The following is a 22,912-nucleotide window of genomic DNA, read 5'->3' on the forward strand; positions in this document are numbered from 1 at the left end:
AGGCGTCGACGTTGCGGCCGTTGGTCTTCTCCCCGTCCTTCAAGGGGAGAAGATGCCGGCTGATGAGGGGGCTGATACGCCCTGCCTCAGTGCCGGAAGTGCCTCACGCCAGTGAACACCATGGCGATGCCGCTGGCGTCGGCTGCGGCGATGACCTCCTCGTCCCGCATCGAGCCGCCCGGCTGGATGACGGCGGTCGCGCCGGCCTCGACGGCCGCCAGCAGACCGTCGGCGAAGGGGAAGAAGGCGTCGGAAGCGACGACGGAGCCCTTGGTGAAGGGGATTTCGGCGCCCGCGGCCGCCGCGGCGTCCTCGGCCTTGCGCGCGGCGATGCGGGAGGAGTCGACGCGGCTCATCTGGCCGGCGCCGACGCCCACCGTCGCGCCGTCGCGGGCATAGACGATGGCGTTCGACTTGACGTGTTTGGCGACGCGGAAGGCGAACTTGAGGTCGACCAGCTCCCGTTCGGTCGGGGCGCGCTTCGTCACGATCTTCAAGTCCATGCCGTCGACGCTCGCCGCATCACGCGACTGCACCAGTAGGCCGCCGGCGACGGATTTTACGGCGATGCCGGGCGCGCGCGGGTCGGGCAGGCCGCCGGTGACCAGCAGGCGCAGGTTCTTCTTGGCGGCGACGAGCGCGACCGCCTCGGGCGAGGCGTCCGGCGCGATGATGACCTCGGTGAACGTCTTCACGATCTCCTGGGCCGCCTCGGCGTCGAGCAGCCGGTTGACCGCGACGATGCCGCCGAAGGCGGAGACGGGATCGCAGGCGAGTGCCGCGAGATAGGCGTCGCGCAGTGTGGCCGCCTCCGCGACGCCGCACGGGTTGGCATGCTTGATGATGGCGACGGCCGCGGTGCGCGCCGGATCGAATTCGGCGACCAGCTCGAAGGCGGCGTCGGTGTCGTTGATGTTGTTGTAGGAGAGCACCTTGCCCTGAAGCTGCCTGGCGGTGGCGACGCCTGGCCGGTTCTCCCCGGTCACGTAGAAGCCGGCCGACTGATGCGGGTTCTCGCCATAGCGCATGACCGTGTGGAGCCTGCCGCCGAAGGCGCGCCAGGCCGGCTCTTCGACCTGCAGCGTCTCGGCGAACCAGTTGGAGATCGCCGCGTCATAGGCGGCGGTGCGGGCGAAGGCTTTGGCCGCGAGCTTCTTGCGGAACTCGAGCGACAGGCTGCCGATGTTTACCTCGAGCGCGTTGAGCACGGCGGCGTAGTCCTCAGGGTCGGTGACCACGGCCACGTAGGCGTGGTTCTTCGCCGAGGCGCGCACCATGGCGGGGCCGCCGATGTCGATGTTCTCGACGACGGAAGCATAGTCTGCGCCCGAGCTGCGGACTTCCTCGAAGGGGTAGAGATTGACGACGACGAGGTCGATCGGCTCGATGCCGTGCTGGTGCATCGCTTCCTGGTGCCCGGGGTCGTTGCGGATGCCGAGCAGCGCGCCATGCACGGACGGATGCAGGGTCTTGACGCGGCCGTCCATGATCTCCGGGAAACCGGTGAGTTCGGAGACGTCTCGCACCGCGATGCCTGCCGCGGCGATCGCCTTGGCGGTGCCGCCGGTCGACACCAGCTCGACGCCGCGTGCCGCAAGCGCGGAGGCGAAATCCAGCAGGCCCGTCTTGTCCGACACCGACAATAGGGCGCGGCGTACCGGCACCAGATCGGGCGCCGGAATGTTCTTGGACGGCACGGCCATGGCAATTTCCCCGGGGCTGGAAGCTTCGGGCGCGGCCTACCACATGCGGGCGGGATGTCAAAGGCGATGGGGGGTCGCAGGCGGCGAGGCGCCACCGCTCAGTGCGGAATGCTCTTCGAGAACAGGTTGATCACGCCGACGCCGGCGATGATGAGGCCGATGCCGATGAGGGCCGGCGTGTCGAGCGACTGCCTGAACAGGACCCAGCCGACCGCCGTGATCAGCACGATGCCCGCGCCCGACCAGACCGCATAGATGATGCCGACAGGCATGGTGCGCAGCGGTAGCGACAGGAAATAGAAGGCGAGCGCATAGCCGACGATGCACAGGATGGACGGCAGCAGCCGCGTGAAGCCGTCGGTGGACTTCAGCGCAGTGGTCGCCAGCACCTCGAAGGCGATCGCCACGCCGAGATAGAAATAATTCGCGTTCATTTACGTTCTCGGCGTTGGAGGGCACGGCCGCGAGCGTGGCACTCCCTGAAAAGTCAGGCCATGCGACCTCATTTCCCGTTCGTCCCGTTCTCGACCGGGGTGCGTGTGAACCGCCAGCGGACCTCGCCGCGTTCGGACGCGTTGAACGACAGCACGATCTGTCGGGTACGCCGGGGGCCGCCCAGAGAGGCGAAGAAGATGGATTCCTCGACAGCCGGCGTCGCATCAGGAGAGGCCAGCGTCCAGCGCTCGAGTTGCGGCGTCGCCAGCACTAGGCGGTCGCGGTCGTCGCGGAAGAGTTCGATGTCCGGATGCAGGTGGAAGCGCACGCTGACGGCGTCGCCCTTCTCGGCCCGCACCGTTTCGCCTTTCGGCCCGAAGAAGCGGTCGATGCCGGTCAGCACGTTGCCGCCTTCGGAAAGGCTGATCTCGCGCTCGTGAAAAACACCGAAGCGCGCCACATAGCCGTCGTGGCTGGCGACGAAGCCTTGGCGTCCTGCCTTGTCGGTACGGACCGAACGCGGGTTCTTGGGGCCGTCAACCAGGACCGTTCCGATCCATCCGGTGATCTGTTCGGGCAGGTTGAATCGCGCCGAGGAGGTGTCGTTCAACGTAGCGGTCGAATGCGCCGCCGTGGCGCGTGCCAGCGGGCGGAAGTCGTCGAGGCCATAGGTGTCCACGCCCGAATTGACGATGATGTTCTGGCGGCCGGATGACATCTCGAAGGCGAGGAAACCGGCATGGGCGCGCATCGATACGTCGAGCGGCGGCGTCGTGCCCGTGTCTGCGACCACGATCGTCGAGCCGACCGACAGACGCTCGTAGCCTGAATGCGGCGCCTGCAGCAGCGGCGCGCCGGCGGTGTCGTCGTGGCGCAGGATGGCGGCGATGCGATCCGGGATCGTCGCGCCCATGCCGTTGAAGCGGGCCAGCGAACCGTCGCCGTGCCGAAAGAAGCGCAGCGCCGGCAGCATGCGTTCAACCGCGCCGATCAGCTCGGCGGGCGGCGTCTCGGCCTGATTGGCGTAGGTCTGGCGCAGCGGCAGCAGATCGGCCAACAGCTCGAGCACATTCATCGGATTCCGCGAGATATGGCCGCCGTCCGGCAGGATCTGCCGGTCGAGCTCGGTCGCCAACTGGCGGGTCGCGCCGCGCAGGATGTGCACCGGCGCAGGCAGCGACAGCGCGGCGAAGGCCAGTGCGATGCGGCCGCGCAGCCGGTCTCTGCCGTCTGGCGCGTCGGCGACGACCGAGCGCAGGTAGCGGATCTGGACGGCCAGCGACTTCAGGAAGGCGCGGTAGAAGGGGAACTCCGCGCCTTGCAGCACGACCGAGGAATGCTGCAGCCATGCAATGATGCGCTTGGCGGTGGTGCCCGGCTCCCAGGCAATGCCGCGGATATTGCGGCCGTGTACGGAAATCCAGTCCGAGACCAGCGAGCGCGCGTTCGCGGCGGCCAAGTCCGAGCCGGCCGCCCGCATATGCCTCAGCCAGCGGAAGCCGTGGAGACTGTGCAGCCAGTTGCGGTTCGTAACCTCGAGATGGAAGGGCGAGTCGCCTCCGGTCTCGACGAGCAGGCCAGCGAGAGGGAACCGGCCATGATAGATCTCGACGGCGATCTGCGGGTCGGCAAGGCGCAGATCCGGCGGCGCGATGAGCACGCGCTCAGGCGTGCGGCCCGCGTAGCGCCACCGATATGGGGGGCCGGCGCGCAAGCGGCGGCGTGTCCTGTGCCACATCTCGCGGCCCACCAGCGCCCATAGGCGCGGCGAGCCGCCGCCTCCACTCGCCAAAAGCCGCGTCTCCAGTCCGTTGTCCCTGGGGGTAGTTAAGGTGATTCAGAGCTTTCCGCGAGCCTGAAATCTCCCGATTCCTCAAGCATTTCGTACGAGTCGCGCTGCGAAGAAGCCGTCCAGGCCGGAAATCGATGGGTCCTCGAAGCGCAGGTCCGCCGGCGTGGTGCGCAGGTGGCCTTCATTGGTGACGAAACCAGCCACGCCCGGAAGCTCGTCGGGCCCGACCGGATCGGGCGCCGCGTCCGGATGCGCTTCAAGAAAAGCCCGCCAAAGCTCCTCTCCCTCCAGCGGGTCGAGCGAGCAGTTGGAGAAGACCAGCCGGCCGCCGGGCTTCAGCCAGGTGAAGGCGCGCGCCAGCAGCCGCGCCTGCAAGGCGGCCAGCTTGGCGATGTCGTCGGGGGACTTCGACCACGGCACATCGGGATGGCGGCGCACTGTGCCGGTCGACGAGCAGGGCGCATCGAGCAGGATGGCGTCGAACCGAGCCGGGGGCTGCCAGGCGAGGATGTCGGCGTTCACCAGCTCGGCCGTCAGCTTCAGCCGCTGAAGATTTTCGGTCATGCGCGCGAGGCGGCTTTTCGAGGTGTCCATGGCCGTCACCTTGGCGCCGGCCAGGATCAACTGCATGGTTTTGCCGCCGGGCGCAGCACAAAGGTCCGCGACGCGCATCCCGGTGACCTCACCCAGCAGCCGGGCGGGAAGGGCGGCGGCCGCATCCTGCACCCACCATCCCCCGTCCGCGAAGCCCGGCAGTTCCGGCACAGCTGCGGGGAGGCGGGCGACGCGCACCGAGCCTGTGGGCAATACGATGCCGCCGAATTTCTCAGCCCAACCCGCCGGATCGCGCTTGACGGTGAAGTCGACCGGAGGCTCTGCGCGATGCGCGGCAAGAATGGCCTTCCCCCGCGGCTCGCCATAGGCCTCGACCAGGCGGCTCCGGAACCAGTCCGGTGCGTCGTCAGTCTCGGCAAGCGCCTTGGGAAGCGACGTTTCCTTGTTGCGGGCGATGGAGCGCAGCACGCCGTTGACGAGGCCGGCGAAGCGGGTCGTGCGCGGATCGGACTTGGCGTGGGTCACGGCGAGATCGACGGCCGCACTGTCGGGGACGTCGAGGAAGAGGATCTGCGCCGCCGCGACATGCAGCACATGCATCAAGGTTGTGGCGTTGGCCGGCAGCGGCCGCTCGAGCTGGGCGGCCACTAGCCTGCCGATCGTCACGCGGAAGCGCAGCGCGGTGGTGAGGATGGCGCGGACAAGCGCCCGGTCACGCTGGTCGAGGGCGCGGAACTGCGGATGGCCGTGCTCCTGGTCGGTCAGGCCGTCGAGCGGCGTCCGGGCGTCGACCACCGCGGCAAGCAGCCGTGCGGCTGCCATGCGTGCGGGAAGGCCGGGCGCGGATGGCCTTTCTGGTCGGGAATTCGGATGGGGTTTCTTACGTCGCGGCGTCGCGCCCGACGCCGGCGGACGTTCGCTCACGACCATGGCCCTTTCGGGCCGGTGGGATTGCGGCCCCAGGGGCCGCCCTGCTTCTTCGGAGGCTCGGCCGGGGGCGGATCGGAGGGAGCGCCCCACGGTCCCTCCTGCTGCGGGTCGGCGCGGCGTTCACGCGTCGGGGCGGCAGTCGCTCCGCGGGCCTGCCTGCGCGGTGCGGGATTTTCCAGGCCGACGCCCTCGTTCGCCATGCGCTGGAGGGCGGCGATGCGATTGCCGGTGTCCGGATGGGTGGAGAACAAATTATCCATACGCTCGCCCGACAGCGGGTTGATGATGAACATGTGCGCAGTGGCCGGATTGCGCTCCGCCTGCGGGTTGTGGATGTGCTCGGCGGCGCGGGCGATCTTGTTCAGCGCGGAAGCCAGCCACATGGGGTTCCCGCAGATCTCGGCGCCGCGGCGGTCGGCCGAATATTCGCGCGTGCGGCTGATCGCCATCTGCACGATCATGGCGGCGAAGGGCGCGACGATCATCGCGACCAGCACGCCGATGCCGCCCATGGGGCTGTTGTTGTCGCGGTTGCCGCCGAAGAAGAGGGCAAAGTTGCCGAGCATCGAAATCGCGCCGGCCAGCGTCGCCGTGATCGTCATGGTCAGCGTGTCGCGGTTCTGGACGTGGGCGAGTTCGTGCGCCATAACGCCGGCGACCTCCTCGTAGGAGAGGCGCTCGAGCAGGCCGGTCGTCGCGGCGACGGCGGCGTTTTCCGGGTTGCGGCCGGTGGCGAAGGCATTTGGCTGCGGATTGTCGATCAGGTAGACCTTTGGCATCGGCAGCCCGGCGCGCTGGGAGAGTTCGGCGACGATACGGTGGTATTCGGGCGCCGTGCGCTGGTCGACCTCGACGGCCCCCTGCATCCGCAGCACCATCTTGTCGGCGTTCCAGTAGCTGAAGAGGTTCATGCCGGCCGCCATGAGGAACGCGATCATCATGCCGCCGGAGCCGCCGATCAGGTAGCCCACGCCCATGAACAGCGCGGTCATGGCCGCGAGCAGCATCGCTGTGCGCATCACGTTCATCTGTCACTCCAACAGCCGCCAGAGGTTGGGAGGCAGCCATGTTTCGCATATATGATGGTGCGAGGATTACCAGCTTTCAATGACGGTCGACGATGAACAATACCCCTGAAGCCCGGCCAGCGCCCGAGCAGGCACCCGACAAGGCGGCAGAGCCGTCTGCCGAAAGGACGCTGACGCCTGCGGCGCGCCGCGCACTGCAGGAGGCGGAGCAGCGCCGGGCCGAGTATGAGGCGAACGAGGCGCGCCTGCCCAAGGAGATCGGCGGCCGCAAGGGCCCCGAACCCGGCCGCTACGGCGACTGGGAGGTAAAGGGCCTGACCAGCGACTTCTGATCGGAGAAGCGATCCGGTCTGTTCGCCGCAGTGAAGATCCGGCAGGGAACCCTGCACGCCGACAGCGCGTTGTCTTCAGCGACTTCCCCTTCATGCGGATGCAGAGGACAGCGATGCAGATACGCCTCGGCTACGAGATCGCGATCGAATGCGAGAGGCCGACCCATGTCGTCTCATTGCTCGACATCCATCGCGAGCGCCAGCGCGACATCCAGCGGCAAACCCGGCTGCTGACGTCGCCGACGGTGCCGCTGACCTGCTATGTCGACGGCTTCGGCAATGCGTGCCGGCGGTTCATGGCCCCGGAGGGGGGCGTGCGGCTTCTCTATGACGCGGTCGTGTCCGACACCGGACTGCCGGACGAGGTGAACACGCTGGCCGGCGAGACCCCGGTCGAGAGGCTGCCCAGCGATGTGCTGGTCTACCTCCTCGGCAGCCGCTACTGCGAAACCGACCACCTGAGCCAGAAGGCGTGGGACCTGTTCGGCAAGGTGCCCGGCGGCTGGGCGCGGGCGCAGGCGATCGTGGACTACGTGCACGACTGCCTCTCGTTCAGCTACGGCTATGCGCGCGCAACGCGCACGGCGGCTCAGGCGCACGACGAGCGTGTCGGCGTCTGTCGCGACTTCGCCCACCTCGCCATCACCTTCTGCCGCTGCATGAACATGCCCGCGCGCTACGTGAACGGTTTTCTCGGTGACATCGGCGTGCCGCAGGACCCGGCTCCAATGGACTTTTCGGCCTGGATGGAGGTCTACCTGGACGGGAAATGGTACACCTTCGACCCGCGCCACAACGTGCCGCGGATCGGGCGGGTCGTGATCGCACGCGGCCGGGACGCGACCGACGTGCCGTTGCTGCACAGTTTCGGACCGCACCGGCTCGCCACGTTCAAGGTGTGGACCTACGAGCAGGAGAGCCACCCCGTCAGGCCGCCCGACCGGGGCATCGACCGGACGCTGACGACGCCGATGCTGGCGTAGGGCAAGGGGCGCGCATTGCTTCAGAAACAGAAAGGCCGCCGCTTCGTCCCGAAGCTGGCGGCCTTCCCGTGTTTTCGTCCAGCGCGCGACCGTCAGCGACGATCCAGGAGGATCATCGGCCGCACGTCATGCGCTTCAGCGAAGAGGCTGCTCCCCGCGAAGGCAATCCGCCGAGACCACGCACTGGCATACGAAATCACTCGACATCGGATCACCTCCTTTCAATTCGTTGAACACACCGTGAAGTTGGGGTGCTTCGCGCCGTTCTGCAAGTGCAAAACCGCAACAGACGCGCGCGAACCTCCCGAGGCCACTGCGGGGCCCTAGGCTCTGCCGCCCGCTTGACCCTCCCGCTCGATTGACTAGACCCGCCATATCGTCGATGAAAATGGGACGATGACGGCGTCCCGCCGGTACGGCCGGCAAAGCGTCATGCGCTAGGGAGAGACCGGTGGACCAGCATCACGTCATGGGCCGAGGACTGCTCTTTCCGGAAGGGCCTGTCGCCTGCGCCGATGGTTCGGTGCTCCTCGTCGAGATCCAGCGAAAGACGGTGACGCGGGTTCACGAGGACGGGCGCGTCGAGATCGTGGCCCAACTCGACGGCGGGCCGAACGGCATGGCCTTCGGACCGGACGGCGCGCTCTACGTCTGCAACAATGGCGGCTTCCTGTTCACAGAGATCGGCGGGCTGAACCGGGTGAAGCCCGGCGTTCCCGAGGGCTATGCGGGCGGCTGGATCGAGCGGCTTGAGCTGGCGACCGGCCGCCGCGACATCCTCTACCGGCGCTGCGGCGAGCATCCGCTGGTCGGGCCGAACGACATCGTGTTCGATCGTCACGGCGGTTTCTACTTCACCGATTTCGGCAAGCTCTATCCGCGGTTCCGGCCGAATGGCGGCGTCTACTATGCGCTGGCCGACGGGTCGCGCATCGTCGAGCTCGCCTACCCGATCATCATGCCCAACGGCATCGGCCTGTCGCCCGACGGCGCGACCGTCTATGCGGCGGAGACCGAGACGGGGCGCCTGTGGGCGTTCGACCTCGAGGAGCCGGGGAAGGCGCGCGTGCACCCCTCGATGGCGCCGCATGGCGGCCGGCTGGTGTGCGGGCTTCCGGGCTACCAGCGCTTCGACAGCCTGGCCGTCGACGCCGAAGGCAACATTCATGTCGCCACCCTCGTCACCGGCTGCATCACCGTCGTCAGCCCCGACGGAAACGTGCTCGACCAGATCATGACCGGCGACCCGATGACCACGAATGTGTGCTTCGGCGGGCCGGACATGAAGACGGCGTACGTCACGCTGTCGGGCAAGGGCGAGTTGGTCCGGATGCCGTCCGCGCGGGCCGGCCTGCCGCTCGCCTACGGCGATCCACGGGCGGGCGGGTAGCCAGTCAGAACAGGTTCGGAGCCTGGAGTGGGAAATGCCGGGCGCGCCGGATGCCGGCGCATCCGGCGCGCCTGAGGGCGCTTAGGCCCGCTTGTTCTGACGGTTGGCGACGAGGTCGTCGACGACCGCCGGATCGGCGAGCGTGGAGGTGTCGCCGAGTGCGCCGAAGTCGTCCTCGGCGATCTTGCGCAGGATGCGGCGCATGATCTTGCCCGAGCGGGTCTTCGGCAGGCCCGGCGCGAACTGGATCTTGTCGGGCGAGGCGATGGCGCCGATCTCCCTGCGGACGTGGCTGATCAGTTCCGCGCGCAGTTCGTCGGACCATTCTTCGCCGGCCATCAGGGTCACATAGCAATAGATGCCCTGGCCCTTGATGTCGTGCGGGTAGCCGACGACGGCGGCTTCCGAAACCTTGTCGTGGCTGACCAGGGCCGACTCGACCTCGGCGGTGCCCATGCGGTGGCCCGATACGTTGATAACGTCGTCCACGCGGCCGGTGATCCAGTAATAGCCGTCCTTGTCGCGGCGGCAGCCGTCGCCAGTGAAGTACTTGCCCTTGTAGGTCGAGAAGTAGGTCTGGATGAAACGCTCGTGGTCGCCGTAGACGGTGCGCATCTGACCGGGCCAGGACTCGGTGATGCAGAGGTTGCCGTCGGCGGGGCCTTCCAGCACGTTGCCCTCGTTGTCGACCAGTTCGGGCTGGACGCCGAAGAAGGGGCGGGTGGCCGAGCCGGCCTTGAGGTCGGTCGCGCCCGGCAGCGGGGTGATCAGGATGCCGCCGGTCTCGGTCTGCCACCAGGTGTCGACGATCGGCACCTTGCCCTCGCCAACGGTGTTGAAATACCACTCCCAGGCTTCCGGGTTGATCGGCTCGCCGACCGAACCCAGTACGCGCAACGTCTTGCGCGAGGTCTTCTTCACCGGCGCGTCGCCGGCTCCCATCAGGGCGCGGATCGCCGTCGGCGCGGTGTAGAAGATGTTGACCTTGTGCTTGTCGATCACTTCCCAGAAGCGCGAGGTGGACGGATAGTTCGGCACGCCCTCGAACATCAGTGTGGTGGCGCCGTTGGCAAGCGGTCCGTAGAGGATGTAGCTGTGGCCGGTGACCCAGCCGACATCGGCCGTGCACCAGTAGATGTCGCCGTCGTGGTAGTCGAAGACGTACTGGTGGGTCATTGAGGCGAAGACGAGATAGCCGCCGGTGGTGTGCAGCACGCCCTTCGGCTTGCCGGTCGAACCCGAAGTATAGAGGATGAACAGCGGATCCTCCGCATTCATCTGCTCCGGTTCGCACACGGCCTCAACGCTCGCAACCTCGTCGTGATACCAGTGGTCGCGGCCCGGCGCCCAGCCGACCTTGCCGCCGGTGCGGCGCACGACGAGCACGTCCTTGACCATGACGAAGTTCTTGGCAGCGATGTCGATCGCCTTGTCGGTGTTTTCCTTGAGGGGAATGGCCTTGCCGCCGCGCAGGCCCTCGTCGGCGGTGATGACGAAGGTCGACTCGCAGTCGACGATGCGGCCGGCCAGCGCGTCGGGCGAGAAGCCGCCGAACACCACCGAGTGGATGGCGCCGATGCGCGTACAGGCCAGCATCGCATAGGCGGCCTCGGGGATCATCGGCATGTAGATGGTGACGCGGTCGCCCTTCTTGACGCCGCGCTTCTTCAGCACGTTGGCGAGCCGGCAGACGTGCTCGTAGAGCTCGTTATAGGTGATCTTCTTGTCGTCGTAGGGGTTGTCGCCTTCCCAGATGATCGCGACCTGGTCGCCACGCGTTTTCAGGTGGCGGTCGATGCAGTTATAGGAGACGTTGGTCAGCCCGTCCTCGAACCACTTGATCGAGACATCACCGCTGAAGGAGGCGTTCTTGACCTTGGTGAAGGGCTTGAACCAGTCGATGCGCTTGCCGTGCTCGGCCCAGAACGCGTCGGGGTTCTTCACGCTCTCGGCGTACCATTTCAGGTACGTCTCGTTGTCGATGAGCGCGTTCTCTTTCCACGCCGGCTGGAGTTTGTGGACGTGAGCGTCGGACATGTTTTCCTCTCCCCCGCGGACCGGACGGCCGCATGCTAACAGTCTGGGCATCCAGAACAACATAGGTGCAGCGCTGCTCTAGTATCAGAGCCGGCGCGAGGGCAACATTAGACTTCGGAATATGCCACGCAAAGGGATGTGGGCACGCACTTTGCCGCAGACAGGGTGAAAGCGGCACTTGACGGAGCCGGGCCGTCGGCTTCTGCTGACGACATGGCCCTTGAATGCAACGTCCGGAGGTAGCCATGGCCAAGGTCCGCGCCCTCGTTCTCGAACGTCAGCACCAGCTCGCGCTCAGGGACATCGACCTGCCGATGGAGGTCGGCCCCAGGCAGGTCAAGGTCGCGATCCACACGGTCGGCGTCTGCGGGTCGGACGTGCACTACTACACGCATGGGCGCATCGGGCGCTTCGTCGTGGAGGAGCCGATGGTGCTGGGCCATGAGGCGGCCGGAACGGTGGTCGAGGTCGGCGCCGGCGTGAGCCATCTGAAGGTCGGCGACCGCGTCTGCATGGAGCCCGGCATTCCCGATGCGAACTCCAGGGCGAGCCGGCTCGGGCTCTACAACGTCGATCCAGCGGTGACCTTCTGGGCGACGCCGCCGGTGCACGGAGTGCTGACGCCACACGTCGTCCATCACGCCGCCTACACCTATCGCTTGCCGGGCAATGTCAGCTTTGCGGAAGGCGCAATGGTGGAGCCCTTCGCGGTCGGCATGCAGGCGGCGGCGAAGGCGCGGATCGCACCGGGCGACACGGCAGTGGTGCTGGGCGCGGGACCGATCGGGACAATGGTGGCGATCGCAGCACTTGCCGGCGGCTGCGCCCGGGCCATCGTGGCAGACCTCGCACAACCCAAGCTCGACATTGCGGCCAAATACCAGGGCGTCGTCCCGGTCAATATCCGGGAAGCCAACCTCGTCGAGAAGGTGGCGCGGCTGACCGATGGCTGGGGCGCCGACGTTGTTTTCGAATGCTCCGGTTCGGCGAAGGCCTGGGAAACGGTCTTCGACCTTCTGCGGCCGGGCGGCGCGATCGTCGCGGTCGGCCTGCCGGTCGCGCCAGTGCCGGTCGACATCTCGACGGCGACCACCAAGGAGGCCCGCATCGAAAGCGTGTTCCGCTATGCGCACCAGTACGAGCGGGCGATCGCGCTGATGGCGTCGGGCCGCGTCGACCTGAAGCCGCTGATCTCAGAGACCTTCGCCTTCGAGGATGCGATCAGGGCGTTCGACCGGGCTGTCGAGGCGCGGCCGTCCGACGTGAAGCTGCAGATCAGGCTGGAGGAGTAGGTCGCCAGCTTCACGCCAAATCGCCTCCTCCTTGAATTCGACGGATCCCAACAAAAAACCCGGCCTCGCGACCGGGTCTTTTGATTTCGAGGTCCTGAAGCCGGCTCAGGCGGCTTCGTCCTGCTCGGTCTCTTCGTTGTCGGCCTTGGCGCCGCGCTTCGGGCCCTTGGCGAGGTTGGCCTCGATCAGGCGGACGGCTTCCGTCTCCGACATGCGATTGACGGCTGCGATCTCACGCGCCATGCGGTCGAGCGCGGCCTCGTAGAGCTGGCGCTCGGAATAGGACTGCTCGGGCTGGTTGTCGGCACGGTAGAGATCGCGCACGACCTCCGAGATCTGGATCAGATCGCCGGAGTTGATCTTCGCATCATATTCCTGCGCACGGCGCGACCACATGGTGCGCTTGATGCGCGCGCGGCCCTGCACGACCTTCAGCGCGCGGTCGACATAGTCGGTCTCGGACAGCTTGCGCATGCCGATGGACGCGGCCTTCGCGACCGGAACCTTGAGGCGCATCTTGTCCTTCTGGAAATCGATCACGAAGAGTTCAAGCTTGTGTCCTGCGACTTCCTGCTCGTCGATGGAGACGATCTGGCCCACGCCGTGCGCGGGGTAAACAATGAACTCGCCCGTCTTGAAGCCGTTGCGTCCTGCCGCCGGCTTCTTCTGCTGGGTGGTTGTTGCCATTACGCCCATTACTCCTTCGTATGCGGCCGACCTTCGAAGTCAGCCCTTCTTGCGGCCGGAGAGGCCGTGTCTGATGCCGTTTGAAGAGGAGCCAGACAATCCGGATCGACAAGAGCATGCACCGTGCTAAAAGCTACGGCGCCGGCTCAAGCTGACCTGATCCGAGGAATCTGAGAACACCTTTCAGTGATTAGGCAACCCGTCGTACGACGTCGTGCCACCGGCATGTGCTGCATGGGATAGCACAAAAAGGCGACAGAATCAAGAATTTGCCTAACACGCGAACAACCTGCCGCATGTCAACCCTGTTGACGCGGCTTGCAAGCGGATATCCGCATGCGCCCGTGCGGGCGTCAGCTCAGTCGCCCTCGCCAGGCTCCGGCGAGAAGTAGTTTTCGTACTTTCCGGCGACGCCGTCAAACTCCTTGGCGTCGGCGGGAGCATCCTTCTTGGTCGTTATGTTCGGCCATTTTTCGGCGTATTCGGTGTTGATCTTCAGCCATTTGTCGAGCCCGGACTCGGTGTCCGGCTTGATCGCCTCGGCAGGGCATTCGGGCTCGCAGACGCCGCAATCGATGCACTCGTCCGGGTGGATGACGAGCATGTTCTCGCCTTCGTAGAAGCAGTCGACCGGACAGACCTCGACGCAGTCCATGTACTTGCACTTGATGCAGTTGTCGGTGACGACGTAGGTCATTCTCTGAAGCCTGTAGCGAACCTTTTCAGGGCTTTGCAGCGCCCTTCAGGGTTGAGGTAGACCCTTTGGAGAGAGCGTGCAAGAGTGACGCGTGCGCCGGGTCGGGCCAAGCTGGAATGACTTTGCCTCAACCCGCGCCAAGCCGGATTACTCTTCCACGGGCGGTTCGCGGTCCGCGCCGCGACGCTCTTTTCTCGTCGGACGCCCGCCCGAGACGTCGCGGATGGGAGCGACGGCGTCAGGCAGCGAACGGTCATTCGGTGATCGCTCGGGCGACAGGTCCTCGTAGAGTAAACGCGCTTCTTCGTAGGGTCCGCGCCGATCGCCCGGCGCCAGCACGCGCAGGACGCCGATGCGGCGGTCGAGGTTGACGGTCAGCACATCGCCGGGCTTGACCAGGTCAGACGCCTGCTCCGCTTTTTGCCCGTTCACCCGCACCCGCCCGGACTGGACGAGCTTGGCCGCGAGCGACCGCGACTTTATGACGCGCGAGAAGAACAGCCACTTGTCGATGCGCTGGCGTCCCGCGCCGGGCATCACTTCTTGAGCTGGTCGCGCAGCGCGGCGAGCTTGGCGAAGGGCGAGTCAGGGTCGAAGCGCGCCGGCCTCTCCTCCCGCGGCTTCGCCTGGAAGGACGGCTTGCCGCCCTTGTTGCGGAAGTCAGGCTTGTTGCGGTCCGGCCGCTCGCCGCGTTCCGGTCTGTCGGCGTGCTGCGGCCGCCCTCCGTGCTTCTGACCATCCCGGCGCTCGGCGCCGTTGCCGGCCTGCTCGCCGCCCTTCTGGCGGTTGCGGTCGAAGCGCGGTTTGCCTTGGCGGGGGCCGCGCGCCTCCGCTCCGCCTTCGGCCTCGCCGGCGCTCGGTTGACCCTGCCGGCCGCGCTGGTTCTGGCGATTGCGGTCGCCGTGGCGATGGCGCTGGCGCTGATCGAAACGCTGCGGACGCCACAGGAGGATCGGCTTCGGCTCCTCGCCAGCTTCGGCGGGTGCTGCTTCGGCTTCCGGTGCGGCTTCCACGTCGCCCGCAACGACGCTGTCAGGCGCGGCCTCTTCCTCGAGGGAAGGTTGGTCAGGCGACGCCTGATCGAGTGGGGCAGCCTCAGGAGTCGGCTCGACTGCACTCTCCGCGGCTTCAGTCTCCAGACGATCAGCCGTCGCGGTGTCGGAAACCGCGTCGCCGGAAACCGCGTCGAGCGCTGCATCGGCACCCCCCTCCGCCCGCTCCGCGGGCGCCTCCCCCTCAAGGAGGGAGGGGGCGTCGGCGTCTGCCTCGTCTGCGACGTGAGCGTCAGCATCCGCCTCGGCACGCGCCTCTGCTGTTTCGTCGGCCGTAGCGCCCTCGGCGTCAGACTGCGCCTGGGCGGCCCGCTCGGCGCCCAGCGCCTCGGCCTTTGCGGCAGCTTCGGCCGCGGCCCTTTGCGCCGCCTCGTCCATCGCCTCCAGCTTCGCCTTCACTTCGGCGGCCGGCTTCGCCTCTGCACGGTAACCGAGACCTTTCAGGATCTCTTCCATGTCGTCGGCATTGGCGCCGAGGATCGACATCATCGGCGGCGTCACCATGAAGGCCGCGCCATCAAACGCGCCGTCTGGCCGCGCGCCGGTTCCGGCGCGCCAGGAAAGTGCGGGGCGGATCAGGTCGGCGAGACGTTCGAGGATGTCGACGCGCACGGCGCGGCGGCCGAGGATGCGGAAGCCGGCCAGCTTGTAGAAGGCCGGATCAAAAGACTGGTTGACCACCACCGAGGTGCGCCCCGACGCCAGCAGGTGGACGATGTCGCCAAAGCCCGGCTTTTCCTTGCCGTCGTTCTGCAGCGCCCAGAGCAGGGTGACGAGGCTGGCGGGCGCCGGCTTCAGCAGCGCCGGCGCGAAGATGTGGTAGGCGCCGAAGCGTACGCCCAGTCGTCGCAGGGCCGCGCGGCCCTCCTGATCGAGAGACTTCACGTCGTCGGCGATGGCGCGGCGCTCGATCAGCCCGAAATTCTCGACGAGGCGGAAGGCGATGCCGCGTGCGATGCCGGACAGCTGTTCCGCCGATTTCAGGTCGACCAGCGGCTTCAGGAAGGTTTCCACCTGGAAGCCGACAAAGCGCTCGGCGCGGGCCATGACCTTGTCGCGGGCGTGTCCGGTGAGCTGTTCATCGGTGAGGAGGATGACGCGCGGTTTCAGCGGGTCCTCGCCGGCAGCCAGCGTCGCGATCGGCGCGCCGATCCAGCGCAGCACGCCGTCGGAGCCAAGCGCGATGTCGTTGTTGGCGCAGATCGAGAAGCGCTCGGCGCGGGCGTCGAACTCCAGCGCGAGCGCCTTCTGCGCGGCAGTGCGGACGGCTTTTGCGTCCTCTCCCCCGGCGCTCTGGTCCGCCGTGAATCGGAACCCCTGTAGGTCGCCGACGTGGTGACCTTCGACGGTCACCGTTCCGGCAGGGCTGATTTCGGCTTCAAGCATGCTGTTCTCTCTCAGGCGCCTCATGAGCACGGATGTCCTGCGATCAACGAAGCGTTTCGTCAACCGGTCATGCAGCGCATCGGACAGCCTGTCTTCGATCTCGCGCGTTTTTTCCTGCCAGTGTGCCGGATCGGCAAGCCAGCCCGGCCGATTCGACACGAATGTCCAGGTACGGATTTGTGCGATGCGATGCGACAGCGTGTCGATGTCGCCGTCGGTGGAATCGGCGCGTCGCACCTGTTCGGCCATGTAGTTCTCGTCGACATGGCCGCGCTTGGCGATGTCGAAATAGATCTGGGCGATGATGTCGGCGTGCTGCGCCGGCGCGATCTTGCGATAGTCGGGCAGCGCGCAGGCTTCCCACAGCAGGGCGACGCGGTTCGGCGTAACCGCCAGCCGGCGAACTTCCTCGTCCTTCGAGAGATACTCCAGCGCCTGCGCGTCGACTGCCGGAAGAGCCCGGGTCAGGCCCTCGATCGGCGAGGGCGTCTCGATCGAGCGCTTGAGCGCGTCGAGGCTGGCGAAATCGAAGCGCGCGGTGCGCCACTGCAGGACCTTCACCGGATCAAAATCGTGGCTCTCGATCCTCTCGACCAGTTCCTCCGGGAACGGATCGACCTGGCCGGTAACGCCAAAGGTGCCGTCGCGCATGTGGCGGCCGGCGCGGCCGGCGATCTGCCCAAGCTCGCCCGCATTGAGGTCGCGGAACTGATAGCCGTCGAATTTCCGGTTCTGGGCGAAGGCGACGTGGTCGACGTCGAGGTTGAGGCCCATGCCGATGGCGTCGGTGGCGATCAGGTAATCCACGTCGCCGGACTGGAACAGCGCGACCTGCGCGTTGCGCGTGCGGGGGCTGAGCGCGCCGAGCACGACGGCTGCACCGCCGCGCTGGCGACGGATGAGCTCGGCGATGCCGTAGACCTCGTCGGCGGAGAAGGCGACGACGGCCGAGCGGTTGGGCAGCCGCGTCAGCTTCTTCGAGCCGGCATAGGCCAGATGCGAGAGCCGCGGGCGGGTGACAACCGAAATGCCCTTCAGCAGCCTCTGCAGGATGCCCTGCATGGTGGCGGCGCCGAGCAGCAGGGTTTCCTGGCGGCCGCGCAGATGCAGCAGGCGGTCGGTGAAGATGTGGCCGCGCTCGAGGTCGCCGGCCAACTGCACCTCGTCAATGGCGACGAAGGCGGCGTCCGTTTCGCGCGGCATCGCTTCGACGGTGCAGACCGAGTATTTCGCGCCCGGCGGCACGATCTTTTCCTCACCGGTGATCAGCGCGACCTTGTGCGCGCCGACCTTTTCGCAGACGCGGCCGTACACCTCGCGGGCGAGCAAGCGCAGCGGCAGACCGATCAGGCCCGTCTCATGGGCGACCATGCGCTCGATGGCGAGATGCGTCTTGCCGGTATTGGTTGGCCCGAGAACCGCCGTCACGTCGCGTCCCGACAGGACAAGCGGTTCGCCCGGCTTAGTCTGAATGTTCATCTTCGGAAATGGCGGCCTTTCTGGCTCCGCGGCTTCTCATCCGAACGGCGCGAGCTGGCCGTTCTGCCGGGCTGTTGGCGTCGTTCGACAGATAGGCACTCGCGCGCCAAAACGAAAGCAAAATGTTCCGGATTAATGCTTGGAACGAGTCTGGAACGAATCGGCGACGAATCGCTGACTCCGGCAGATTCAGGGTTTGTTCACCCCAACATGTAGCGGTGCCGCTATATGTGGTGACAATATGCTGAATCAGCTTGGCAGGTTTTGCGAACGGCAGGGCGAAGAAGGCGTTAACGGCTGCCGGGGAGTGCCGAAGCAGCCGGGCGCGGCGCGGTAAGATCATGGAAACGTTCACTTTTCCTAATGGCGGATTAACGCCGAGTGTACCGTATTCGTACGTCTCACTTAACAAGGAGCCCAAAGCCGGAACGAATCAGCGACGAATCGCTGATGGGACGCGATTCCGGATTTGTTCTCACACGATCTTGGGGACCGGCAGGTTCCTGCACCAAGCTGTAGAAATGGGACGGGCCGCTTTCGTGCGAAAGCGGCCCGCAAATGTTAACGGGAGCACTGGAGAGGGCAGCGAGGCCGCCCTTGGACGCGACGGGTCAACCCTAGCGCCCAATGTCCGACCTACATGTGGATCGGCTTGGCGAATGTAGCGAGCGCCGCTTCCTTGACGGCTTCCGACATGGTCGGGTGGGCGTGGCAGGTGCGGGCCAGATCCTCCGAGGATCCGCCGAACTCCATCAGCACCGCCGCCTCATGGATCATCTCGCCTGCGCCGAAGCCCATGATGTGGACGCCGAGAACCCGGTCGGTCTTCTTGTCGGCCAGAACCTTGACGAAGCCGTCGGTGTGAAGCGAGGCGCGGGCGCGGCCGTTCGCCGAGAAGGGGAATTTTCCGGCATTGTAGGCGATGCCCTCGGCCTTCAGCTGCTCCTCGGTCTTGCCGACGGAGGCGATCTCGGGGCTGGTGTAGACGACGCCCGGGATGACGTCATAGTTCACGTGGCCGGCCTGCCCGGCGATGATCTCCGCCACCGCAACGCCCTCTTCCTCGGCCTTGTGGGCGAGCATCGGGCCGGCGATCACGTCGCCGATGGCGTAGATGCCCGGCACGTTGGTGCGCAGGTGGCCGTCGGTCTTGACGCGGCCGCGCTCGTCGACCTCGACGCCGGCCTCCTTCAGGCCGAGCCCGTCCGTGTAAGGCCGGCGGCCGGTGGCGACCAGCACGGCGTCCGCCTCGATGGTTTCGGCCGCGCCGCCCTTGACCGGTTCGAAGGTGACGCTGGCGCCCTTCTTGCCCTTGGTCACCGCGGTGACCTTGGCGCCGAGCTTGAAGTCGAAGCCTTGCTTGCCGAGCATGCGCTGGAACTGCTTTGCGATCTCGCCGTCCATGCCGCCCAGGATGGTGTCGAGATATTCGACCACGGTGACCTTGGCCCCGAGCCGCGCCCAGACCGAGCCGAGCTCCAGCCCGATGACGCCGCCGCCGACGACGATCATGTGGCCGGGGACCTTCTCGAGGTCGAGCGCGCCGGTGGAGGAGAGGATCACCTTCTCGTCGAACTCGACCTTGACGCCCGGGATGCCGGCCACGTCCGAGCCGGTGGCGATGACGATGTTCTTCGTGTCGACTTGCTGGACCTTGCCGTCGGCGGCGGTCACCGCCACCTTGCCGGCGGCGACGACGCTGCCGGTGCCGCGCAGCACGTCGATCTTGTTCTTCTTCATCAGGAAGTCGAGGCCCTTTGTGTTCTGCTCGACCGTCTGTGCCTTGTGCGCCAGCATCTGCTTCAGGTTGAGCTTGGGCGTGCCGACCTCGATGCCGAGGGCCTGGAACGAGTGCTGCGCCTCCATGAACATCTCGGACGCGTGGAGCAGCGCCTTCGAGGGAATGCAGCCGACATTCACGCAGGTGCCGCCATGCGTCGGCAATTTCTCGACGACCGCGGTTTTCAGCCCGAGCTGGGCCGCCTTGATCGCGCAGACATAGCCCCCAGGGCCGGTTCCGATGACGACGACGTCATAAGCCATAGTCAGTATCCTTGCTTCAAATCTGGACGGGCCGGCTCAGCGGCCGCCCGTCACGTTCAAGATGGCGCCGGTCGTGTAGGACGCGGCGTCGGAGAGCAGCCAGACGATCGCCTCGGCGACTTCGTCGGCAGTCCCCGGACGCTTCATCGGCACCATGGCGCCCAACACTTTCGCGCGGTCGGGAGCCCCGCCGGAGGCGTGGATGTCGGTTTCGATGATGCCGGGAGTAACGGCATTCACACGAATGCCTTCGGTCGCCACCTCACGCGCCAGTCCGACCGTAAAGGTCTCGATGGCCCCTTTCGAGGCGGCATAGTCGACATACATGCCGGGGGCGCCTAGCGTGGCCGCCGCCGAGGAGAGATTGACGATCGCGCCGCCACGCCCGCCCTTCGCGGTGGACATGCGCCTGACCGCTTCGCGCGCGCAGAGAAAGGAGCCGATGATGTTGATGCGCATCATGCGCTCCAGCCGCGCGTTGCTCATTTCGTCGACTCGCGCGGCCTGGTCCACCACGCCGGCATTGTTGACGAGGCCGTCGAGGCGGCCATAGCGGGCGTCCACCGCCTCGAACATCGCCAGTATGTCTTCTTCGCTCCCGACGTCGCCCTTGACCGCGAACGCCTCGCCGCCTGCGTCGGAGATCGATTTCACGACTGCATTCGCCGCCGCCTCGTTCGAGGCGTAGTTGACGGCAACGCGCCAGCCCTGACTGGCTGCGAGCAGCGCGGTCGCCGCGCCGATACCGCGGGAGGCTCCCGTCACCAGAAGCGTCTTCTGACCTGCAGCAGCGTTCATTCCTGACACCCATCGAGAGAGAAGACGTCCCACGGCTTCTTCGCGAGGCCGAGCGGCTGCAGGGCCGGCGAAGCCGCGACGGAAGGGCCGAGATCCGCAAAGAGCAGGAGGTCGGGCGCGGGCTCGCCCTCAGCCGGCAACAGGCCGATCTTGCCGGCCTTGTCGGAGGCGTAGACGACGCCTTCCCACACGGTGCACGCGGCGATTTCCTCGCCGGTGACATCGCCGCTGGGGCACTTGTACATCAGCATGCCATAGGAGCGGGACACGCCCTCCGTCCACATCACGATGCCATCCAGCACGACATCGTCGCCGAGCAGCATCCTGAAGCTGTTGGTGACGGCCGCGCTTTCGACAACAGGCGTGAACTCGACGCGTGCGCCGGACTCAGGCTCGCCATAGGTTGCGAGTTCGACCGGGCAGGCGGCCAGGGCAGGGGAAGCACCGCTCGAAATCCCGCATGCGACCGCCGCTGCGACCGCCTTGCGATATGCCGCCGTTCGACCGGACACCTTCACGCCATCAACCTGATCAGCATCATCAGCAGGCCGACGATGGAGGCCAGCCAGGCCAGCGTCCGCCACACGGGGATGCCCAGCGCGTAGAGCACGACATAGACGATGCGTGCCGCCAGCCACAGCCATGCGCCGGTCGCGGCGATGCCACCCCCCTTGCCGGTGACGACCAGCGCCAGCGCAAGCGCCACGAAAGCAGGATAGGTCTCCAGAAGATTGCGTAATGCACGAGAAAGACGGCCGGACACGACGTATCGCGAGGTGCGCCCCTCGTCGCGCGGACTGAACAGGTATTTTGGGCCGAGGTCGTAGGTGGAGAAGGCCTGCGCGACAACCTGAACCAGCAGGAGCACGACGCTCCAGCCGAGTACGGTCATCTCAGTCGAGGCGGCAGCGGTTTCCATCACTGTTCCCCTTGGCAACGGCGCCCCAGGGGCGGGGCGCCGCCAATCAACCTAGCCTAATCCCGGCTGGAGGGAATGGCCCCAACGCGGATCAGAGATCCAGCACCAGCCGCTCCGGATCCTCCAGCGTCTCCTTGACACGGACGAGGAAGGTCACGGCTTCCTTGCCGTCGACGATGCGGTGATCGTAGGAGAGCGCCAGGTACATCATCGGGCGGATGACGATCTGGCCGCCGACGACAACCGGACGCTCCTGGATCTTGTGCATGCCGAGGATGCCGGACTGCGGCGCGTTCAGGATCGGCGTCGACATCAGCGAGCCGTAGACGCCGCCGTTCGAGATGGTGAAGGTGCCGCCCTGCATGTCGGCGACGGTCAGCTTGCCGTCACGTGCGGCGAGGCCCAGCCGGCCGATCTCCTTCTCGATCTCGGCGATTCCCATCTGGTCGGCATCGCGCACCACCGGAACCACGAGGCCCTTGTCGGTGCCCACGGCGACGCCGATGTGGGCGTAGTTCTTGTAGATGATGTCGGTGCCGTCGATCTCGGCATTGACCGCCGGAATCTCCTTGAGAGCATGCGTCACGGCCTTGGCGAAGAAGCCCATGAAGCCGAGCTTCACGCCATGGCGCTTTTCGAACAGGTCCTTGTACTTCGAGCGCAGGTCCATCACCGGCTTCATGTCCACCTCGTTGAAGGTGGTGAGCATGGCGGCCGTGCTCTGGGCGTCCTTAAGGCGGCGCGCGATGGTCTGGCGCAGCTTGGTCATGCGCACGCGCTCCTCACGCACCTCGTCGGACGGAGCCGAAGCGACGCGCGGCGCGGCCGGCGCGGCCTTCGGCGCCTCTGCGGGCTGCGACGGCGCGCCCTTGGCGATCGCCTCGAGCACGTCGCCCTTGAGCACCTGGCCGCGTTTGCCTGAACCCTGCACCTGGTCGACGGCCAGGTTGCTTTCGGCCAGCAGCTTGGCTGCGGCCGGGGCCGGCGGAGCCTTGCGCTCTTCGACCGGACCAGCGTCGCCGGCGGTCTTGGCGATCTGGGCAGCGGCTTCCTTGGTCGTGGATGCAGCGGTCGGCGCGGAGGCCTGGGCCACTGCCGTCTCCTGCTTCGGCGAGGGGGCGGTCGCCTTGGCGCCAGCCGCGCCGATGGTGCCAAGCAGGGCGTTCAGCCCGACGGTTTCGCCTTCCTGGGCGGCGATCTCGGCGAGCGTGCCCGCAGCAGGCGCCGGCACTTCGACCGTCACCTTGTCGGTTTCGAGTTCGACCAAAGGCTCATCGGCGGCGATCGCATCGCCGACCTTCTTGAACCACTTGCCGACGGTCGCTTCCGTGACCGACTCGCCGAGGGTGGGTACGCGGATTTCGGTGGCCATCT

The 22,912-nt window shown here is 66.6% G+C and carries 19 protein-coding genes; 4 read left to right on the forward strand and 15 right to left on the reverse strand.

Going from position 1 to position 22,912, the window contains the following annotated elements:
- Positions 1 to 86: 86 nt before the first annotated feature.
- The 5 genes from purH to htpX form a co-directional block, all read right to left on the reverse strand.
- Positions 87 to 1,703 (reverse strand): bifunctional phosphoribosylaminoimidazolecarboxamide formyltransferase/IMP cyclohydrolase, encoded by a 1,617-nt coding sequence (gene purH / locus PD284_RS05035; protein ID WP_274627125.1) that lies wholly within the window; start codon positions 1,701 to 1,703, stop codon positions 87 to 89.
- A 98-nt stretch (positions 1,704 to 1,801) separates the two neighbouring features.
- On the reverse strand, positions 1,802 to 2,137 hold the full coding sequence (locus PD284_RS05040; RefSeq protein ID WP_274627126.1) for a DMT family transporter: 336 nt from the start codon (positions 2,135 to 2,137) through the stop codon (positions 1,802 to 1,804).
- Between the two features lie 68 nt (positions 2,138 to 2,205).
- A complete protein-coding gene (locus PD284_RS05045; protein WP_274630543.1) occupies positions 2,206 to 3,876 on the reverse strand; it encodes a heparinase II/III family protein in 1,671 nt (556 codons plus the stop codon).
- Positions 3,877 to 4,011: 135 nt separating this feature from the next.
- On the reverse strand, positions 4,012 to 5,415 hold the full coding sequence (locus PD284_RS05050; protein ID WP_274627127.1) for an RsmB/NOP family class I SAM-dependent RNA methyltransferase: 1,404 nt from the start codon (positions 5,413 to 5,415) through the stop codon (positions 4,012 to 4,014).
- A complete protein-coding gene (htpX, locus tag PD284_RS05055; RefSeq protein ID WP_274627128.1) occupies positions 5,406 to 6,443 on the reverse strand; it encodes a zinc metalloprotease HtpX in 1,038 nt (345 codons plus the stop codon). The genes PD284_RS05050 and htpX overlap by 10 nt, the downstream gene beginning before the upstream one ends.
- Positions 6,444 to 6,535: 92 nt before the next feature.
- Here htpX and PD284_RS05060 point away from each other — a divergent pair, with 92 nt between their 5' ends.
- The 3 genes from PD284_RS05060 (at position 6,536) to PD284_RS05070 (ending at position 9,148) form a co-directional block, all read left to right on the forward strand.
- Entirely contained in the window at positions 6,536 to 6,775 is a 240-nt protein-coding gene (locus PD284_RS05060; protein WP_274627129.1) for a DUF1674 domain-containing protein, read from the forward strand.
- A 113-nt stretch (positions 6,776 to 6,888) separates the two neighbouring features.
- The gene (locus PD284_RS05065; protein ID WP_274627130.1) at positions 6,889 to 7,758 is read left to right on the forward strand and encodes a transglutaminase-like domain-containing protein; all 870 of its coding nucleotides are present in this window, start codon (positions 6,889 to 6,891) and stop codon (positions 7,756 to 7,758) included.
- Positions 7,759 to 8,227: 469 nt separating this feature from the next.
- Positions 8,228 to 9,148 carry an SMP-30/gluconolactonase/LRE family protein gene (locus PD284_RS05070; protein WP_274630544.1) on the forward strand — a complete coding sequence of 307 codons (921 nt, stop codon included), beginning with the start codon at positions 8,228 to 8,230 and terminating at the stop codon, positions 9,146 to 9,148.
- Between the two features lie 81 nt (positions 9,149 to 9,229).
- On the opposite strand, the gene acs is transcribed toward PD284_RS05070, so the two are convergent.
- The gene (gene acs, locus PD284_RS05075; RefSeq protein ID WP_274627131.1) at positions 9,230 to 11,185 is read right to left on the reverse strand and encodes an acetate--CoA ligase; all 1,956 of its coding nucleotides are present in this window, start codon (positions 11,183 to 11,185) and stop codon (positions 9,230 to 9,232) included.
- 245 nt (positions 11,186 to 11,430) lie between these two features.
- Between acs and PD284_RS05080 the strand changes: the two genes are divergently transcribed.
- Entirely contained in the window at positions 11,431 to 12,477 is a 1,047-nt protein-coding gene (locus tag PD284_RS05080) for an NAD(P)-dependent alcohol dehydrogenase (protein ID WP_274627132.1), read from the forward strand.
- Positions 12,478 to 12,582: 105 nt separating this feature from the next.
- Here PD284_RS05080 and PD284_RS05085 read toward each other — a convergent pair whose 3' ends face one another.
- The 9 genes from PD284_RS05085 to odhB all read right to left on the reverse strand — a co-directional run bounded on the left by PD284_RS05085 (position 12,583) and on the right by odhB (position 22,910).
- On the reverse strand, positions 12,583 to 13,164 hold the full coding sequence (locus PD284_RS05085) for a CarD family transcriptional regulator (RefSeq protein ID WP_274627133.1): 582 nt from the start codon (positions 13,162 to 13,164) through the stop codon (positions 12,583 to 12,585).
- 358 nt (positions 13,165 to 13,522) lie between these two features.
- Positions 13,523 to 13,861, reverse strand: a complete 339-nt coding sequence (fdxA, locus tag PD284_RS05090; RefSeq protein WP_274627134.1) for a ferredoxin FdxA — start codon at positions 13,859 to 13,861, stop codon at positions 13,523 to 13,525.
- Positions 13,862 to 14,008: 147 nt separating this feature from the next.
- Positions 14,009 to 14,398 (reverse strand): RNA-binding S4 domain-containing protein, encoded by a 390-nt coding sequence (locus PD284_RS05095; protein ID WP_274627135.1) that lies wholly within the window; start codon positions 14,396 to 14,398, stop codon positions 14,009 to 14,011.
- On the reverse strand, positions 14,398 to 17,778 hold the full coding sequence (locus PD284_RS05100) for a helicase-related protein (protein ID WP_274627136.1): 3,381 nt from the start codon (positions 17,776 to 17,778) through the stop codon (positions 14,398 to 14,400). The genes PD284_RS05095 and PD284_RS05100 overlap by 1 nt, the downstream gene beginning before the upstream one ends.
- 636 nt (positions 17,779 to 18,414) lie before the next feature.
- Complete coding sequence (gene lpdA / locus PD284_RS05105; protein WP_274627137.1) at positions 18,415 to 19,821, reverse strand: dihydrolipoyl dehydrogenase; 1,407 nt, start codon at positions 19,819 to 19,821, stop codon at positions 18,415 to 18,417.
- A gap of 36 nt (positions 19,822 to 19,857) precedes the next feature.
- The gene (locus PD284_RS05110) at positions 19,858 to 20,619 is read right to left on the reverse strand and encodes an SDR family oxidoreductase (RefSeq protein ID WP_274627138.1); all 762 of its coding nucleotides are present in this window, start codon (positions 20,617 to 20,619) and stop codon (positions 19,858 to 19,860) included.
- Positions 20,616 to 21,131, reverse strand: a complete 516-nt coding sequence (locus PD284_RS05115) for a hypothetical protein (RefSeq protein WP_274627139.1) — start codon at positions 21,129 to 21,131, stop codon at positions 20,616 to 20,618. Before PD284_RS05115 ends, PD284_RS05110 begins: the two co-directional genes overlap by 4 nt.
- A 2-nt stretch (positions 21,132 to 21,133) precedes the next feature.
- The gene (locus PD284_RS05120) at positions 21,134 to 21,538 is read right to left on the reverse strand and encodes an MAPEG family protein (RefSeq protein WP_274627140.1); all 405 of its coding nucleotides are present in this window, start codon (positions 21,536 to 21,538) and stop codon (positions 21,134 to 21,136) included.
- A 91-nt stretch (positions 21,539 to 21,629) separates the two neighbouring features.
- Entirely contained in the window at positions 21,630 to 22,910 is a 1,281-nt protein-coding gene (gene odhB / locus PD284_RS05125) for a 2-oxoglutarate dehydrogenase complex dihydrolipoyllysine-residue succinyltransferase (protein ID WP_274627141.1), read from the reverse strand.
- Positions 22,911 to 22,912: the final 2 nt, after the last annotated feature.

Source organism: Mesorhizobium shangrilense (genome assembly GCF_028826155.1).
Classification (GTDB): Bacteria; Pseudomonadota; Alphaproteobacteria; order Rhizobiales; family Rhizobiaceae; genus Arvimicrobium; species Arvimicrobium flavum.

Bases quoted from the DNA above. Each gene is read 5' to 3' on its own strand.
- purH (WP_274627125.1), bottom strand. From the start codon at position 1,703: ATGGCCGTGCCGTCCAAGAACATTCCGGCGCCCGATCTGGTGCCGGTA.
- PD284_RS05040 (WP_274627126.1), bottom strand. From the start codon at position 2,137: ATGAACGCGAATTATTTCTATCTCGGCGTGGCGATCGCCTTCGAGGTG.
- PD284_RS05045 (WP_274630543.1), bottom strand. From the start codon at position 3,876: ATGTGGCACAGGACACGCCGCCGCTTGCGCGCCGGCCCCCCATATCGG.
- PD284_RS05050 (WP_274627127.1), bottom strand. From the start codon at position 5,415: ATGGTCGTGAGCGAACGTCCGCCGGCGTCGGGCGCGACGCCGCGACGT.
- htpX (WP_274627128.1), bottom strand. From the start codon at position 6,443: ATGAACGTGATGCGCACAGCGATGCTGCTCGCGGCCATGACCGCGCTG.
- PD284_RS05060 (WP_274627129.1), top strand. From the start codon at position 6,536: ATGAACAATACCCCTGAAGCCCGGCCAGCGCCCGAGCAGGCACCCGAC.
- PD284_RS05065 (WP_274627130.1), top strand. From the start codon at position 6,889: ATGCAGATACGCCTCGGCTACGAGATCGCGATCGAATGCGAGAGGCCG.
- PD284_RS05070 (WP_274630544.1), top strand. From the start codon at position 8,228: ATGGGCCGAGGACTGCTCTTTCCGGAAGGGCCTGTCGCCTGCGCCGAT.
- acs (WP_274627131.1), bottom strand. From the start codon at position 11,185: ATGTCCGACGCTCACGTCCACAAACTCCAGCCGGCGTGGAAAGAGAAC.
- PD284_RS05080 (WP_274627132.1), top strand. From the start codon at position 11,431: ATGGCCAAGGTCCGCGCCCTCGTTCTCGAACGTCAGCACCAGCTCGCG.
- PD284_RS05085 (WP_274627133.1), bottom strand. From the start codon at position 13,164: ATGGCAACAACCACCCAGCAGAAGAAGCCGGCGGCAGGACGCAACGGC.
- fdxA (WP_274627134.1), bottom strand. From the start codon at position 13,861: ATGACCTACGTCGTCACCGACAACTGCATCAAGTGCAAGTACATGGAC.
- PD284_RS05095 (WP_274627135.1), bottom strand. From the start codon at position 14,398: ATGCCCGGCGCGGGACGCCAGCGCATCGACAAGTGGCTGTTCTTCTCG.
- PD284_RS05100 (WP_274627136.1), bottom strand. From the start codon at position 17,778: ATGAACATTCAGACTAAGCCGGGCGAACCGCTTGTCCTGTCGGGACGC.
- lpdA (WP_274627137.1), bottom strand. From the start codon at position 19,821: ATGGCTTATGACGTCGTCGTCATCGGAACCGGCCCTGGGGGCTATGTC.
- PD284_RS05110 (WP_274627138.1), bottom strand. From the start codon at position 20,619: ATGAACGCTGCTGCAGGTCAGAAGACGCTTCTGGTGACGGGAGCCTCC.
- PD284_RS05120 (WP_274627140.1), bottom strand. From the start codon at position 21,538: ATGGAAACCGCTGCCGCCTCGACTGAGATGACCGTACTCGGCTGGAGC.
- odhB (WP_274627141.1), bottom strand. From the start codon at position 22,910: ATGGCCACCGAAATCCGCGTACCCACCCTCGGCGAGTCGGTCACGGAA.